Source organism: Lysinibacillus sp. NPDC056220 (genome assembly GCF_049315265.1).
GTDB classification, from domain to species: domain Bacteria; phylum Bacillota; class Bacilli; order Bacillales_A; family Planococcaceae; genus Lysinibacillus; species Lysinibacillus pinottii.
The window spans coordinates 110,867-125,297 of record NZ_JBMOXD010000001.1 but is presented as its reverse complement, the minus strand read 5'-3'; the positions used below and the strand labels follow the sequence as shown (position 1 = coordinate 125,297).

Sequence of the window (14,431 nt, the reverse complement as noted above, 5' to 3'; positions counted from 1 at the left end):
AAGGGGAATGGAAATGGAAAAGGAAACGATTCATGCAAATTGTCTTCAGCTGCAAGGAACAACGTATGACTATAAGGAAGAATGGCAAGCAGATCGCTATCATATAGGCGGGAAGATGTATGCCATGATTGGAGGAAATACCACAGGTAGGCCAGTGCTAACGTTAAAATGTGAGCCTGCGCGAGCAGAGGAATTAAGAGAAGCCTATGCCAGCATTATACCTGGCTACTATATGAATAAAACGCATTGGAACTCCATTTATATGGATGCTGAAGATGTCCCGATGGATTTGGTAGAGAATCTTATTAAGCATTCGTATGAACTTGTTTTTAGTAAATTAACGAAAACAGCACAGCAGGAAATCTACCTATTGGAAGCAAAAGAATAACAAGACTCCTATGAGTAAGGGATAGCGCATCTACCTTGATTATTGGTAAATGCGCTTATTTTATAATCAATTATAACCACGCTCACCATAAGGATTTAGTGTGTCGAGCCATTTTTGCTCTAGCTTTTCAAGCTCTTTTTTAGCATCGAAATAACCCTCTTCCTTCTTCTTTAAATACTCAACGATTTTCACCTCGAAGGCATCTTGACCAAATGAATTGTAGTCCGCCTGAAGCTCCTTATTCGTATGTGTATTAGTTTTGAGCATAAATTGAAAACCATTTAACCGTTTCAAATTATTAAAGCTACCGACAAATACTTTATCTGTTTGTGTATTCGTCATTGTAAAAACACCCGCTTCAATTTTCATGTCCTTATACATTTCTTTTAGTTCTTTTTTATGATCCATTTTCATGACCTGCCTTCTTATTTTTTTACCCAGTAAGCACTACCGTCTGCTTGGCGGTCCAGAAAACCGTATTCAATTAAGTAACGGCGTATATGAACATAGTCTTCATACATGGGTTTGATGATTTCATTCAATTCTTTTTCCGTATATTGTTTTTCTTTGTCAAAAAGCATTGATATGGCACGAAGTACTATAATTTTTTGTTTTTCACGCTTAGGAAAACGAACTAGCTCCTTACCAACACCATATGGAAATAATTTCGCTAATACTTGTTGTTCTTCTGAGAGAGTGACATTATAGCGATCGTCAACCATTGTAGCTGTTTTATGAATAGACACAAACGTATCCTCCTTTCGATCTTGTTCCTTCAGTAATTCCATCATTACTAATAACGTCTTGGCTTGGCGTTCTTTTTCCTTTAACGCAAAACGGTGATGACGAATAGTCGTGGCACTGCCAATTTCTAATTCTTTTTTTATATCCTGATCTGATTTACCTTCATAAAATAAGCGTAAAATATGACTTTGATGCTCAGTTAAGCCGGTCATTTTTTTATTGAGTCCATTTAAGTAATGAAATACAGACTGGTGTGTAATTGTAATATGGTGCTGCATCATTTTTTCGGCTTCATACAGTAAGCCATCGTACGGGTAAATAATTCCTTTTTCTATTTCTTCTCCACATAGTAGACAAGTGAAATGTGTCTCATCGTCGATATAACCCTTTTTTAGATTATCGATAGGCGCTTGCCAAAATAGTTCATTTACATCCATTAGGAATCCTCCGTTAAAAACAAACGATTTTTATATTTGTTTGCTTATTTATTATTAAAATAACAAATTGTTTGTTATAAAGCAATAAAAAACACATCGTTTTCTAAACGATGTGTAAAAACGTTGGCAACTATTTATTTATATTTTCTTTTAAACAAAAGGAGGGAGGCAATTGCTAGGATGAGTATTGTACCAACGATAATGAGGATGCTCGTTGAGGCATGAAGGGTATTACCATGAAGCTCATAGACAATACCATAATTAATTTTATAGTCATTCACATAGGAGACCGGTGTACCTTCAAAGACATTGGTAATGGAGCTTTCCATAAATGTGTTTCGTAAGAGTAATGTAGTATGACTAACCGGAAAATACATAATTAAATTTTGTGCAAAGCTTGGTAGTGCACCGAGTGGGACATAGACTCCGCATAAAAATCCGAGTAATGTACCGACAATAGTTCCTAATGTTGAAAAGGCATTTTGTGTCGATACAAATAACGAAAGAAAAAGATTCAAGACACTCGCGAGTAAGACAGATAATAAGATAATGCCAAGTACCTGAACAAAATGCGCTAGGCTTAAAAGCTTACCACCTGTTGCTACTATAAAAATTTCACAGCCAATTAGTGCGATAAAGGAAAAAATACTGCCAATTATTAATGCATTGAGTACATAGCTCATTTGTATTGTGGCGCGGGAAAGAGGGGCAGTTAAAAAATCGGCCATTGCCTTTGATTCCTGATCCTTTATGGCAATACCATATGCACCAAGTGTTGTTGAAACGGCAATCATCGATAGTAACCCTGCTACAACCCATTCGTTCACCATGGTAATCACTTCAGGTGTGGCTTCCGTGATTCGTTCAATGGCATCTACTTGCATTTTTTGGAGGAATACGGCGTAAAGCACAATGACGATAATCACCGATAGTAGAGAGAAGAACACTTGTGTTTTATCTCGCCTAAATACTTTGTTATTTCGTTGTACTAAGCTCATTAAGGCTTCCATTATGCAACATCCCCCTCTGCCATAATATGAAGAAAGACATCGTCCATCGTTCCTTTAATCACTTCAAAGGAGGCGATGAGTGGCTCCGCTTTCTTTAAAAGGGAGAGAGCTTGTAGGGTGGACTCCAAACGGATTGTATAGATCTCCTGTTTCTCGGTATAGGAAATGGCGTGTTCTTCCAGCCATTTAACACCGTCTATTGGATTATTGAAAACAACGGCCATAGAGTCATAGGCATACTTAGTTTTCAACGCATCAGGCGTACCTTGTGCGACAATTTTTCCTGCCTTTAATACAAGGACCTGATGGGCGACTGCTGCTTCCTCCATATAATGGGTTGTTAAAAACACAGTCATATTCGTTTCGAGTTGGAGCTGCTTGATGGCCTGCCAAACTAATTGTCGTGTTTGTGGATCTAAGCCAGTTGTAGGTTCATCTAGAAATAATATAGTTGGACGATGAATAAGTGCACGTGCAATGTCTGCTCGTCTTTTTTGACCGCCTGATAATGTTCCATATTTTTGCTTTTCTATATCCTCTAAATGCAAATAGGAGGAAACAAATTGATAGTTTTCAGCAAGCTGTGTTTTTGACAATCCATAGGTTCTGCCTCGGTGTAGAATGTTTTCCTGCACAGTTAAACGATCATCTAATAGGCTTTGTTGGAACACAACACCAATGGATTTACGGATATCTGCGTTATGATTGCTGACATCTAGTGTAAAGTTATTAATAGTGACATTGCCGCTGGATTTTTTTAATAAAGTACAAAGGATTTCAATTGTTGTCGATTTGCCAGCACCGTTTGCTCCTAAAAAAGCAAAGAGGGTACCTCGTTCAACTGTGAATGAAATGTCGTTAACCGCATGGTGGTCACCATATTGTTTACATAAATTCTCAACTTTTACCGCGAAGGTCATCTAGATTATTCCTTTCTCTTTCGGATTTCTCGATTTATTTTTTCAATATCATTTAATTGAAGGATATAAAGAATACACCAAACGATGATGTAAATAACGGCTTCAGAAAGCAGCACATATTTCACACCAGAATGCATAAACCAGCCACCAAAATAGCCAGCAATTAAAACACAGATTGTCACAGCGATTAAATGCAAGAGTAGCTGCGCCATAAAAGGAATTGATTCAATCTCAAAAATACCAGATATAAGTCCGATGGCAATGCCAAGTATGGCTGCAATTACAGTTTGCTCCAGTAATTCTGTGCCGGACACCATCGCATTATTTGATAGGACGCTAAATGTCACTAAGACATAAGAAGAGCTAAGGGATATGAGTAGTCCGATAATCATCATGCTTATATATTTCATGTTATAGATCCCTCCCAATACCTAAGTGTCGCTTCAATTCTTTTATATATTTACGACTAACATGAATGGTTACATCATTTTCAAGCAGTAATTGTGTTGTACCGATTTTGCCCATTTGAATAGAGGAGATTTTATGGATATTGACAAGTGTAGATTTACTTACTCGTACAAAGTCCTTTGAAAGCTGTGCCTCTAGTTCATATAATTTTCGTTTAGACTCAAACTCTTGCTCATTCGTTTGTAAAAATACTTTGGCATCCTCTGCATAGATGGAATAAATATCAGTAATTTTTAGTAGATGAATTTCTTGTTGAAAGTACCCATCTAGCATAGTAGTTTGGGACGCTTGTAATTGCTGCATGAGTCTTTCAATTTGTTCGTTGTATTCTTTCGCATGTATATGAACCTCTGTTTCTTCAAGTTCATGGTGAATCGTTAAATGAATTTTCATAGGAGACCTCCTTTACTTTCCCCATCAAGGAGAAAACGCTGAATCAGGTAATAATAATGTAGCATAGAAAATTTTAGCAAAGGTAAATTATTGGATAAGAGGTTCAATTTTATCGATAAGAGGTCATTTTTGAACGATAGCAAACCATACAAAAGTCGCTTCAATAGAAAAAAAGGTTAAGAAACGTCATAATATAGTTATCTAGTTGTAAGGGGTTGCTAGTATGTTTGTTTTTGGTAGGCATATATTGATTACATTATGCATTGGCCTCATAGGTGCTGTCGTTTTTCAACTACTTCATATACCAATGCCTTGGTTGCTTGGCGCTATTACAGCGGTACTTATCGTGCAATTGTCGACCAATGTACAATTGAGATGGCATTCTTCCTTCCGTAATTTTGGTTTAATCGTAGCAGGGTATTCTATCGGCTTTGCCTTTACTCCAGAAGCGGTGCAGGATATTAAGCTTTTTTTAGGGAGTATCGTCGTTTTAAATGTGATTTTTATATTGTTATTTTTTGGTGTCAGTTATTTAGTAGCCAAACGTACAGATTTGGATTTTGCAACGGCATTGACATGCTGTGTACCTGGTGGCATGGCACAGGTTGTGGCTTTTGCTGAGGAGCAAGGCGATATGGATATGGTGGTCATTACATTCTTTCAAATCCTCCGTGTTCTTTTAATCGTCGGCTTTGTCCCGCTCATGTTGACAGATGTTGGTGGAAACAGCACTATGAGCAACGGAATGTATACATGGGGCCTTGTCGGTATACTAATTGTTTGTGGCTTAGCAGGGTGGATTGCTCAAAAGCTTAAAATTCCAACAGGTTATATGCTCGGCCCCGTATTTTTATTGATGGGTATTAATATGGTGGGGATAGAAGTGCCTAGAATACCCATATCTCTTCTACATATTGCTCAATTGATGGTTGGAATCCATATCGGGTTATTGTTGAAAAAAGAAGATCTACATTTATCAAAGAGGCATATTTTTTATGCATTTGTATCAGCTGGCATTTATATAGGGGCAGCGTATGGCTTAACATTTTTAATGAAAAGTTTATACAGTCTCGACTTTAGGACAGGCTTTTTAAGTATTGTGCCTGGGGGACTTGATCAAATGGGGATTATTGCGGCTTCTGTACATGCCAATGTGACAATCGTCACAGCTTTTCAACTCTTCCGAATCCTAGTGATTTCAATTTTCCTTGTGCCTGTCGTCAAAATGTTTGTAAAAAAAGTGAAAACATGAAGGATAGTTATCAATTAATCCCTCATGTTTTTTTGCTGGTTATATTTCAATTGATGGATTAAATCCTGCAATGTTTCGGCATTCGCTGTTAGCAGTAATGCTGCGCTATTAATAGCATCCATGCTTAAATGAATTACTATTTTTTACTGGTATATAACTAGATTGCCAGTTTGTATATTTATAAAATAAAACGATTGTTAATTTAGCCCCTTTTCAAAAAATCTGAAAAATGGTATTATATGTTTAACTATAACGAACGGAGGTGAAAAAGAATGAATAAAAACGCTACGGACGCATGTGTAAAAGTGGATACGGCTATGTATTTTGCACGCGTCATTACTTTCGATTTTGCGAACAACGGGATAGGTCTGTCCATTTTTAAGCAAAATCAAATAACAAACGTAGCGAATTAACCATTCTTTTTCACACATTTTAATGAGAAGAAGACTGCTTGTTAATGAGCAGTCTTTTTTGTGTTGACTAGATGTTTTCGCGCGTTTCATTGGAGGAAAAAACGATGCAAATGAAAGCTGAGCAAATACAAAAAATTATGGGTGGCAATATATTATTTGAGCATTTACAACTAGAAGTAAATAGTGGTGAACATGTTGCGATTGTTGGGGTAAATGGTAGTGGTAAAACAACTTTATTGCAGCTTCTATCGGGTATAGATATGCCAGATCGAGGACGTATCATAAAAAGTAAAGATGCCACGATTGGCTATTTACATCAAATTCCACATTATCCAGGACATTCAGTGAAGGAAGTATTAGAAGAGGCATTTGCTGATATTTATGCATTAAAGGCTAGAATGACGATACTGGAGCAAGAAATGCAGTCAACCGTAACGGATAAAACTTTATGGCAATATGGGCAAGTGCAGGAGCAATTCATGCTACAGGGGGGCTATGAGGTGGAAGCCCAATTAGCGATGATTGCTAATGGCTTAGGTATTATGGAAATGTTGGCGCAACCGTTTAGTAGTTTAAGTGGAGGCGAGAAGACGAAGGTAATGCTAGGGCAAATTTTATTGAGCCAGCCAGCTATTTTATTATTAGATGAACCAACGAATCATCTTGATATGCAGGCGATCGAATGGCTTGAAAATTATGTGCGCAGCTTTGAGGGGATTGTTATTGTCGTATCTCATGACCGACATTTTATGAATCAGATTGCACATAAAATAATTGAAATTGAAGATGGAGAGGCATTTACGTACAGCGGTAATTACGATGCATTTCTTGCGCAGAAAGAGGCAAAGATCGAACAACAATTTTCTGATTATGAAGAGCAACAAAAGAAAATTAAGAAAATGCAAGAAACGATAAAACGCTTAAAACAATGGGCTAATGAAGCAAATCCACCAAATGCTTCTATGCATAGACGTGCAAAAAGTATGGAAAAAGCATTAGCACGTATCGAACGGGTGAAGAAGCCACTCTCAAAAAAGAAAATGAATCTGGCTTTAACGATGGCTGAACGTAGCGGCAAAGAGGTAGTACAATTACAAGACATACACCACGGCTATGATAAGCCTTTATTGATAGACAGTAATCTGGCTATCTATTTTGGAGAAAGACTTGCGATTGTTGGGAGCAACGGTAGTGGTAAATCAACTTTATTAAAAATGATGTTAGGGGAGGTCGTTCCTAACCAAGGTGTTTGCCACGTAGGCAGTAATGTGAAAATTGGCTATCTGTCTCAACAGTTTGAACATAAAAATCCAGCTATCCGATTAATTGATGCCTTTCGAGAAAATGTAGCGGTGTCTGAGGCTGAAGCGCGCCATATTCTCGCACGATTTTTGTTCTATGGCTATGATGTCTTCAAACAAGTGAAGAATTTAAGCGGTGGAGAAAAAATGCGCCTTCGATTAGCTCAATTAATGCATGAGGATATTAATGTGCTCATTTTGGATGAACCAACGAACCATTTAGATATAGAAGCAAGAGAAGTATTGGAGGAAACGCTAGAATCCTTTGAAGGAACTATTATTGGTGTGTCCCATGACCGCTATTTCTTACAAAAAATATTTACAAAAACAGCATGGCTAAAGGATCAAACTATTCATGTGTTTGAAGGAGATTACGAGTGGGCTAGACAAAAGCTACAGGAACTCTCTAAGAAAAAAGAAGTTGTAAATGAACGGGTGCCTAAAATACAACCTGTCAAAAAAGAGCTATCCATTGAACAACAAATTGAAAAATTAGAGGTAAAACTAGAGGAACCTTCACTTGTTGAAGAGCAACGGCAAAAGCTGGAACAGCACATAGAGGAATTATATAAAAAATGGGTGGAAGAGGGAACGGAACATGCTTAATTTAGAACGCATTATGCAGCTTGATATAGATTATGTAAAGAGTTTTAGTGAGATGGAAGTATGTCAAGAAGGAGTTTTATTCTACAATAAGGCAATCCCAACTTATTATGATGCTAATCATGCACATGTTTGGCGAAAGATTGAAAATCCTGCTCAGTTTTTACAAGATATAAAAATGTTCTATCAATCTAAGTCGCTTATCCCGCGGTTGTATTTATATAATCTTGAGGACAATCAAGCATGTATGGAGGCTTTAGAGACGCATGGCTTTCAGTATGAGCAGTTTGTCAATGAAATTCAGTGTTGGAATGGTGAGTTTAGTCAACTCTCACCACATCCAGCCATCCAAATTGAACGAGTAACAGATGTAAATATAGACGAAGCCATGGCAGTGGAAATGAGCATTTCTGCCTTTGGAGATCCTGAATTAATTAAAATGGCCTTTGAGCAAGCTTATTCTTCGCCAAGCTTTACGTACTATTTATTAAAACTAGATGGGGTGCCATGCTGTACGGCTAGTATGTTTGTGTCAGGAAAGCAAGGAAGAATTGAGAGTGTAGCAACCATTGAAAGCTATCGAGGACGTGGTTTAATCGGCTATATGTTGCAGCATATCCAACAACAATCAGTGAATCAAAAGCTCGAGCAGCTATGGATATGGCCAATTAACGATCAGGTTGCTAAAGTCTATGATAGGGCAAATTTTAAATCAATTGGATCCATTGCATCCATTCATGCATTTACAGAAGGAAAAAGTATTCAAAATATACGAGAAAATTCTTAAACTAACATAAATAGCAACCCGCCAAATTCCTGTAAGGTTTAGAAGTTGGCGGGTTTTTTAGAACTGTACTTGCCAATTATAATTACATGACGCTTGGGTCATGGTCTGTTATAACAGCTAATCGGCCATGAGCTCGGTCAAATCAATTTGAATCTCTTTCACAACAGGTCGATTTCTTAAAAGGTCAAAATTTGTTTCACCAGTTGCACGATAGCTCATTACGACATCGAAATCTTCCTCCCTATTAATAGCTACGCCATGATATATCGGTGCAGGTACTAAACTAGTCAAAGGATATAATTTTGAATGCAAGCTAGTAAAATTCCTGAATAGTATCGACTATTCAGGAAATTTGTTTTATTCTTATAAAAGAGGAATTTTCATGGATTATAAGTTTTTTACTTGAAAAAATACCGTATTCGATTTATTGTCTTTAGAGATACTTGTTTATGGACTTGGAGGATATGGAATGCACGGAATTTATATACGCTATAATGTCTCAAAAGAAACCTCAGCAGCAAAATGGCCCAAAAAAATGGATGCATTTGCGTATGTTCAACGAGGAAAACCACAACAAGACAATGACAACTTGCTGTCACCAGAAGAGCTAAAAAATCATGCGATTCGCTATATTAAAAGCTTAAAAGACAATGCAAGTGAACATCTAGTAGAGCAACGCAACGGCGAAATTGAGCATTTTGATCGCCGTTATATGGAATCCTTAAAATTAAAGGAAAGCATTGATTCACAGCTGATTAATCTTGAAGAAATCCGTTTATTGCTGCAACTAATGAATGTTTTAAATTTATCGCATGCCTTCGGGGAAAATGCTGGAAAGCTCCTACGTCAAATTACACCATATGCAAAAGAGGTAGAGCATCCAACATTCCAAACTACTCGCGTTGAACGTCATTTTTATACAGAATTAATCGAGCAAATAGAAGTCATTTACACACGAATTATGCGTCAGCATAACCCATCAACAACGGAAATGCAGCATTCAGAAAAGCTCTGGACAACAGTCTGTGAGCAAGCAATAGAAAAGGTAGAAACACGAATTGAACGCTTATCTTCTATCAAATTAAAGCATGAAAACAATTTATTAGAGTTTAATCATTTAAAACAACAAAATATCGAGGCAAAGGAACGCCTAGATTTAGCCGTTCATGAATTGGATGAGATTTTAAATGTACTAGAATCTTAAAAAAGCATGTCTACCGATTGGAATTCCAGTCGGTGACATGCTTTTTATGTATGAGCAAGTGGCAGTTCAAGCCGATGAGCCCATTCTTTATTTTTCCTCGGTTTGATCGCGCTTAGCTTGGCGGGAAATCCGTAATAAATCCAGCCCAAGCAATACGATAATGATATAGAACAGTGGGCTAGTAAATGATAAACCAATTTGTGACTGTCCACCGAGCAAAGTCAATACAATCCATAAACCAACTGTATACAGAGTCAAACCAATATAGGCCTTCTTAGACATCTTTTTATATCGACCTTTATCTAAGGCAAGCTGTATGATCACTAGCACGACTAATATAAGAAGAATCATTTTTTTAGTCAAGATCGTTGCAATCGTTGTGTCAGGGAAGAAATCATTAACAAATAATAATGTGAAAAATACTAGAATAAAGAAATTTAAGATCGTCGAGAGCTTCATGCTATATCTCCTTAGTTGCCATAATTCCTTTCTATTGTAACATGGTTCTATTAGATGGGAATGGATTTATGTTATATTAGAGGGAAAATTATAAATAGAGTAAAAATAATACAAGATAACCCTCAATAATTTTGTAGTCTGTGGTGAAAGAGCAAAATAATACTAGAAGCTGAATGAATCTTGCGCTTTCCATTTTATAATCTCCAGGTACTCTTTATGATGAATAGAAGCTTCCTTTCTACCCACTCCATCTATACTTTTATAACATTGCACTTAGTCACTATAAATATGTAAAAATAGGGGAATATTAAAAGTTTGAAAATTTTTGAAACTTTTTCTAAGTGACATCCGTATAGTAGGTAATATGATGAAAAGGGGTGAGCAACTTGACGCTATTTGGCTATTCACTCGAGCAAATCTTTTTGGTGGTTTTGATTTTTTCTGGTCTTGCCACAATACTAGTTATGTTTTTTGGTGATGCAGTTGAAGGTATTGGGGAAGGACTGCCCATTTTTAATCCGAGTGTCATTCTTTCTTTCATTACATTGATGTCTGCAGCAGGATTTATTTTAGAAAAACTAGCCTGGTTCTCTAGCGTTTGGAACATTATTGCTGCATGTATCATCGGCGCTATTTTAAGTACTTTTTTTTATTTATTTGTTCTCGTTCCACTACGGTCAGCAGATGTTTCATTGGCTTATACGGAAGAATCACTAGGTGGACAATTGGGAAAAGTCATTGTACCCATACCTGTAGATGGCTTTGGAGAGGTTGTCATTGAAACCACAAGTGGTATGATTTCGAAGCGGGCAACAGGCTATGATAATGAAGCCATTGACTATGATGAAACCGTACTTGTCGTGGATGTGAAGGATGGTACGCTTTTCGTCAGAACATATGAGAAAAAATTTGTCTAAAGGAGAGATGAGTCTATGTCAATCGAAATTTTAATCGTTTTAGGAATTGTAGCATTTGTATTAATAGCACTAGTAGGTTTATATGTATCAAAATATAAAACAGCAGGTCCTGATGAAGCACTGATTGTGACGGGTAGCTATCTCGGCTCTAAAAATGTACATAAAGATGAGTCGGGGAATCGTATAAAAATTATTCGCGGTGGCGGTACATTCGTATTCCCTATTTTCCAGCAAGCACAGCCATTAAGTTTACTATCTAGCAAACTAGAAGTGACAACGCCTGAAGTGTATACGGAGCAGGGTGTTCCGGTAATGGCTGATGGTACAGCCATTATTAAAATAGGTGGCTCTATCTCTGAAATCGCAACGGCAGCAGAGCAGTTTTTAGGAAAGCAAAAGGCAGAGCGTGAAGGGGAAGCACGTGAAGTGTTAGAAGGTCATTTACGTTCAATTTTAGGCTCCATGACGGTTGAGGAAATCTATAAAAACCGTGATAAATTCTCACAGGAGGTTCAACGTGTTGCTTCTCAGGATTTAGCTAAAATGGGTCTTGTGATTGTATCTTTCACGATCAAGGATGTACGAGATAAAAATGGCTATTTAGATTCACTCGGTAAACCGAGAATCGCTCAAGTAAAACGAGATGCTGATATTGCGACAGCAGATGCGGAAAAAGAAACACGTATTAAACGCGCAGAAGCATCGAAGGAAGCGCAAAAGGCAGAACTAGAGCGTGCGACAGAAATTGCGGAAGCGGAAAAAGAAAATCAATTAAAGGTTGCTGAATTCCGTCGTGAGCAAGATATAGCAAAAGCGCGTGCTGACCAAGCCTATGAGCTCGAAACAGCTCGTGCTAAACAGGAAGTAACGGAGCAAGAAATGCAAATTCGCATTATAGAGCGTCAAAAGCAAATTGAATTAGAAGAAAAAGAGATTCTACGTCGTGAGAAGCAATATGATTCTGAGGTGAAGAAAAAGGCTGACGCTGATCGTTATGCGGTGGAACAAAATGCAGCTGCCGAAAAAATGCGAGAGCTTGCACAAGCAGATGCAGAAAAATACCGTATTGAATCCTTAGCAAAAGCAGAAGCGGAAAAAATCAGAATGGATGGTCTTGCTAAAGCTGATGCAGAACGAGCACAAGGGGAGACAGAGGCAGATATTATTCGTCTTCGTGGTCTTGCGGAAGCTGAAGCTAAACGTAAAATTGCCGAAGCCTTTGAATATTATGGTCAAGCAGCTGTACTGGATATGGTTGTGCGCATGATGCCGGAATATGCAAAAGAGCTAGCGAGCCCACTTGGTAATATCGATAAGATTACAGTCGTTGATACTGGTGGTGGGGAAGGTAGTGGCGCAAATAAAGTAACGTCCTATGCGACTAATTTAATGTCTACACTACAAGAGACATTGAAAGAAACTTCTGGCATTGATGTGAAAGAACTGATCGAGAGCTATGCTGGTAAGCATACATTGCGTCCAGAATTAGAGCAAATTGCCCTAGGCTTAGAAAAAAAGCAGGCACCTGTTGAGGCTGTCGAAACAAAAGAGACTGTAGAGCAATCCTAATCAACCTAAATTTACTTAAAGAAAAACTGCAGCTCTAATTGTGATAGGCTCCCTATTAGGTAGACAGATCAAAAAATCTGTTTATCTAATAGGGATTTTTTTATGACAAAATGTTCTTTCACTAATGATGCAGTTTGAAATATCAGGAAAAGAACACATTAAGTGAAGCAGGAAAAAATTTCCGATGTATTGGTATCTTGGCAATGAAATCAACAGAACACCTAAAAAATATACTATTAAGAGAAATATTTCATTTTACAATAAGGACGTTAATAAAAAATTTTAATAGCATTCAGGGATGCACCAAAAAAAATCACTCTCTACCTAATGGAAACTCCATATCCACATATTTATGCAAAAAAGCCCAATCCTTTCAAATTGCGCTAATTTCGTTTTATATTCAATTTTACAAGTGGTCACATTATTTTTTCCTGAGAATACCCGTAATTTCTTTGCCAGTTCGGGATGATTTTCAGCTTTGCCAACTGCTTTTGTTTTGTTTCAGCACTGGTTCTTAAATACCGTCTTGTGGTGTCAATGCTTTTATGTCCTAAAATATCTGCTAAATCCGACAGTGGATTGCCGCAGTCTAAAAAGCTTCGAGCGAAATAGTGCCGCAGATTGTGGGGGAAAACCATTGCTGGATCAACTCCACATTGCTCTGCTACTTCTTTCATTGCACGTGCAATATAGGAACGGCTTATTGGGCTGCCTTTACTGCCCGTAAAAACGATACCGCTTTTCACATTTTTTTCCCTGCAATATAAGGATAAATAACCTTGTAAGTCCTTATGTATTACAATCGTGCGTACAGTTCCTTTATTCTTAATAAGAACCTTTCCGCTGTTGATAGCCTTAACGGTGATAAACTGCAGTTCCCCTATGCGTATTCCTGTGTAGGCAAGCGTCAGCATAATCATCGCGATTTTCGTCTTTTTATTTGTGAAGGCGCTTTCAATTAACTTGTCAAGTTCCTTTTGGGTAAGCTCATGTTGAGCAGTTGTCTGCTCTTGAATTCTGATAGCCTTTAGCGTGAAATCATCCAGCCCTATAAATTTAAAAAATTTGTTGACCGCCGCAATGCTGCGATTGACGCTTGAAGGTTTCAATCTTATTTCCAATAATTTTTTATACTCTATTAAATATTCTTTTTGCAATTTTCCGTCTTTTTTCTCTAAAAAAGCAAACAGTTTTAAAATATCTTTTTGATAGCTTCTAATACTATTTTTTGCGTATTCATCATATGTTAAATGTTTAATGAATTTAGGCAAAAAGTCCTTTAACGTGTTTATTAGCATAAAAATAATATACTCCTTTTTGACTTTGACACGAGTATATCAGCAAATATTACAATTTACAACACAGTTGCGATAAATATAATTATCGCAACTACTAGCTTTATAATAAACTATAATGAGCATAGTAAACCTTATATTATTTCATTATTCGAAAAAAATCGACAAAAAAATCTCAAAGCTTGCAAAGCACCTTCTTAGAAGGATTTTGTAAGCTTTTTTTGGTTGCGATAATTATATTTATCGCAACTAAAATAAAAAGATTGGTAAG

At 37.2% G+C, this 14,431-nt stretch carries 17 protein-coding genes; 8 read left to right on the top strand and 9 right to left on the bottom strand.

The features are described from left to right. The first annotated feature begins 13 nt into the window (after window positions 1-13). Entirely contained in the window at window positions 14-388 is a 375-nt protein-coding gene (locus tag ACOZBY_RS00600) for an MmcQ/YjbR family DNA-binding protein (protein WP_031417935.1), read from the top strand. Window positions 389-454: 66 nt separating this feature from the next. Here ACOZBY_RS00600 and ACOZBY_RS00595 read toward each other — a convergent pair whose 3' ends face one another. The 6 genes from ACOZBY_RS00595 to ACOZBY_RS00570 form a co-directional block, all read right to left on the bottom strand. Then, window positions 455-796 (bottom strand): GIY-YIG nuclease family protein, encoded by a 342-nt coding sequence (locus ACOZBY_RS00595; RefSeq protein ID WP_036162625.1) that lies wholly within the window; start codon window positions 794-796, stop codon window positions 455-457. A 17-nt stretch (window positions 797-813) separates the two neighbouring features. Beyond that, the gene (locus ACOZBY_RS00590) at window positions 814-1,569 is read right to left on the bottom strand and encodes a DUF2087 domain-containing protein (protein WP_422761235.1); all 756 of its coding nucleotides are present in this window, start codon (window positions 1,567-1,569) and stop codon (window positions 814-816) included. 134 nt (window positions 1,570-1,703) lie between these two features. Further along, complete coding sequence (locus tag ACOZBY_RS00585; RefSeq protein ID WP_197150403.1) at window positions 1,704-2,579, bottom strand: ABC transporter permease; 876 nt, start codon at window positions 2,577-2,579, stop codon at window positions 1,704-1,706. Continuing rightward, window positions 2,579-3,499 carry an ABC transporter ATP-binding protein gene (locus ACOZBY_RS00580; RefSeq protein WP_036165936.1) on the bottom strand — a complete coding sequence of 307 codons (921 nt, stop codon included), beginning with the start codon at window positions 3,497-3,499 and terminating at the stop codon, window positions 2,579-2,581. The genes ACOZBY_RS00585 and ACOZBY_RS00580 overlap by 1 nt, the downstream gene beginning before the upstream one ends. Window positions 3,500-3,504: 5 nt before the next feature. Continuing rightward, window positions 3,505-3,909, bottom strand: coding sequence for a DUF3021 domain-containing protein (locus ACOZBY_RS00575; RefSeq protein WP_422761233.1), 405 nt, complete (start codon window positions 3,907-3,909; stop codon window positions 3,505-3,507). A gap of 1 nt (window position 3,910) precedes the next feature. Next, window positions 3,911-4,360 carry a LytTR family DNA-binding domain-containing protein gene (locus ACOZBY_RS00570; protein WP_031417941.1) on the bottom strand — a complete coding sequence of 150 codons (450 nt, stop codon included), beginning with the start codon at window positions 4,358-4,360 and terminating at the stop codon, window positions 3,911-3,913. A 223-nt stretch (window positions 4,361-4,583) separates the two neighbouring features. On the opposite strand from ACOZBY_RS00570, the gene ACOZBY_RS00565 reads away from it, so the two are divergent. From ACOZBY_RS00565 to ACOZBY_RS00550, 4 genes are all read left to right on the top strand, one after another. After that, a complete protein-coding gene (locus ACOZBY_RS00565; protein ID WP_422761231.1) occupies window positions 4,584-5,612 on the top strand; it encodes an AbrB family transcriptional regulator in 1,029 nt (342 codons plus the stop codon). 272 nt (window positions 5,613-5,884) lie between these two features. Further along, window positions 5,885-6,025, top strand: a complete 141-nt coding sequence (locus ACOZBY_RS00560) for an RAxF-45 family protein (protein WP_012293577.1) — start codon at window positions 5,885-5,887, stop codon at window positions 6,023-6,025. Between the two features lie 104 nt (window positions 6,026-6,129). After that, on the top strand, window positions 6,130-7,932 hold the full coding sequence (gene abc-f, locus ACOZBY_RS00555) for a ribosomal protection-like ABC-F family protein (protein ID WP_422761229.1): 1,803 nt from the start codon (window positions 6,130-6,132) through the stop codon (window positions 7,930-7,932). Continuing rightward, on the top strand, window positions 7,925-8,716 hold the full coding sequence (locus ACOZBY_RS00550; RefSeq protein ID WP_031417944.1) for a GNAT family N-acetyltransferase: 792 nt from the start codon (window positions 7,925-7,927) through the stop codon (window positions 8,714-8,716). The genes abc-f and ACOZBY_RS00550 overlap by 8 nt, the downstream gene beginning before the upstream one ends. A 117-nt stretch (window positions 8,717-8,833) precedes the next feature. Here ACOZBY_RS00550 and ACOZBY_RS00545 read toward each other — a convergent pair whose 3' ends face one another. Further along, window positions 8,834-9,028 carry a hypothetical protein gene (locus ACOZBY_RS00545; RefSeq protein ID WP_036165948.1) on the bottom strand — a complete coding sequence of 65 codons (195 nt, stop codon included), beginning with the start codon at window positions 9,026-9,028 and terminating at the stop codon, window positions 8,834-8,836. A gap of 157 nt (window positions 9,029-9,185) precedes the next feature. Between ACOZBY_RS00545 and ACOZBY_RS00540 the strand changes: the two genes are divergently transcribed. Then, entirely contained in the window at window positions 9,186-9,920 is a 735-nt protein-coding gene (locus ACOZBY_RS00540) for a hypothetical protein (protein ID WP_012293581.1), read from the top strand. 87 nt (window positions 9,921-10,007) lie between these two features. On the opposite strand, the gene ACOZBY_RS00535 is transcribed toward ACOZBY_RS00540, so the two are convergent. After that, complete coding sequence (locus ACOZBY_RS00535) at window positions 10,008-10,379, bottom strand: hypothetical protein (RefSeq protein ID WP_012293582.1); 372 nt, start codon at window positions 10,377-10,379, stop codon at window positions 10,008-10,010. Between the two features lie 386 nt (window positions 10,380-10,765). Here ACOZBY_RS00535 and ACOZBY_RS00530 point away from each other — a divergent pair, with 386 nt between their 5' ends. Both ACOZBY_RS00530 and ACOZBY_RS00525 read left to right on the top strand, forming a co-directional pair. Then, window positions 10,766-11,296: a hypothetical protein gene (locus ACOZBY_RS00530; protein WP_036161135.1), complete on the top strand. Its 531-nt coding sequence runs from the start codon at window positions 10,766-10,768 to the stop codon at window positions 11,294-11,296. A 15-nt stretch (window positions 11,297-11,311) separates the two neighbouring features. Next, window positions 11,312-12,865, top strand: a complete 1,554-nt coding sequence (locus ACOZBY_RS00525; protein WP_012293584.1) for a flotillin family protein — start codon at window positions 11,312-11,314, stop codon at window positions 12,863-12,865. A 416-nt stretch (window positions 12,866-13,281) separates the two neighbouring features. Here the strand turns inward: ACOZBY_RS00525 and ACOZBY_RS00520 are convergent, their stop codons facing one another. Further along, window positions 13,282-14,163: a tyrosine-type recombinase/integrase gene (locus ACOZBY_RS00520; RefSeq protein ID WP_422761225.1), complete on the bottom strand. Its 882-nt coding sequence runs from the start codon at window positions 14,161-14,163 to the stop codon at window positions 13,282-13,284. Between the last annotated feature and the right edge of the window lie 268 nt (window positions 14,164-14,431).

Excerpts from the sequence above, each read along its gene's own strand:
- ACOZBY_RS00600 (WP_031417935.1), top strand. The coding sequence starts at position 14 with ATGGAAAAGGAAACGATTCATGCAAATTGTCTTCAGCTGCAAGGAACA.
- ACOZBY_RS00595 (WP_036162625.1), bottom strand. The coding sequence starts at position 796 with ATGGATCATAAAAAAGAACTAAAAGAAATGTATAAGGACATGAAAATT.
- ACOZBY_RS00590 (WP_422761235.1), bottom strand. The coding sequence starts at position 1,569 with ATGGATGTAAATGAACTATTTTGGCAAGCGCCTATCGATAATCTAAAA.
- ACOZBY_RS00585 (WP_197150403.1), bottom strand. The coding sequence starts at position 2,579 with ATGGAAGCCTTAATGAGCTTAGTACAACGAAATAACAAAGTATTTAGG.
- ACOZBY_RS00580 (WP_036165936.1), bottom strand. The coding sequence starts at position 3,499 with ATGACCTTCGCGGTAAAAGTTGAGAATTTATGTAAACAATATGGTGAC.
- ACOZBY_RS00575 (WP_422761233.1), bottom strand. The coding sequence starts at position 3,909 with ATGAAATATATAAGCATGATGATTATCGGACTACTCATATCCCTTAGC.
- ACOZBY_RS00570 (WP_031417941.1), bottom strand. The coding sequence starts at position 4,360 with ATGAAAATTCATTTAACGATTCACCATGAACTTGAAGAAACAGAGGTT.
- ACOZBY_RS00565 (WP_422761231.1), top strand. The coding sequence starts at position 4,584 with ATGTTTGTTTTTGGTAGGCATATATTGATTACATTATGCATTGGCCTC.
- ACOZBY_RS00560 (WP_012293577.1), top strand. The coding sequence starts at position 5,885 with ATGAATAAAAACGCTACGGACGCATGTGTAAAAGTGGATACGGCTATG.
- abc-f (WP_422761229.1), top strand. The coding sequence starts at position 6,130 with ATGCAAATGAAAGCTGAGCAAATACAAAAAATTATGGGTGGCAATATA.
- ACOZBY_RS00550 (WP_031417944.1), top strand. The coding sequence starts at position 7,925 with ATGCTTAATTTAGAACGCATTATGCAGCTTGATATAGATTATGTAAAG.
- ACOZBY_RS00540 (WP_012293581.1), top strand. The coding sequence starts at position 9,186 with ATGCACGGAATTTATATACGCTATAATGTCTCAAAAGAAACCTCAGCA.
- ACOZBY_RS00535 (WP_012293582.1), bottom strand. The coding sequence starts at position 10,379 with ATGAAGCTCTCGACGATCTTAAATTTCTTTATTCTAGTATTTTTCACA.
- ACOZBY_RS00525 (WP_012293584.1), top strand. The coding sequence starts at position 11,312 with ATGTCAATCGAAATTTTAATCGTTTTAGGAATTGTAGCATTTGTATTA.
- ACOZBY_RS00520 (WP_422761225.1), bottom strand. The coding sequence starts at position 14,163 with ATGCTAATAAACACGTTAAAGGACTTTTTGCCTAAATTCATTAAACAT.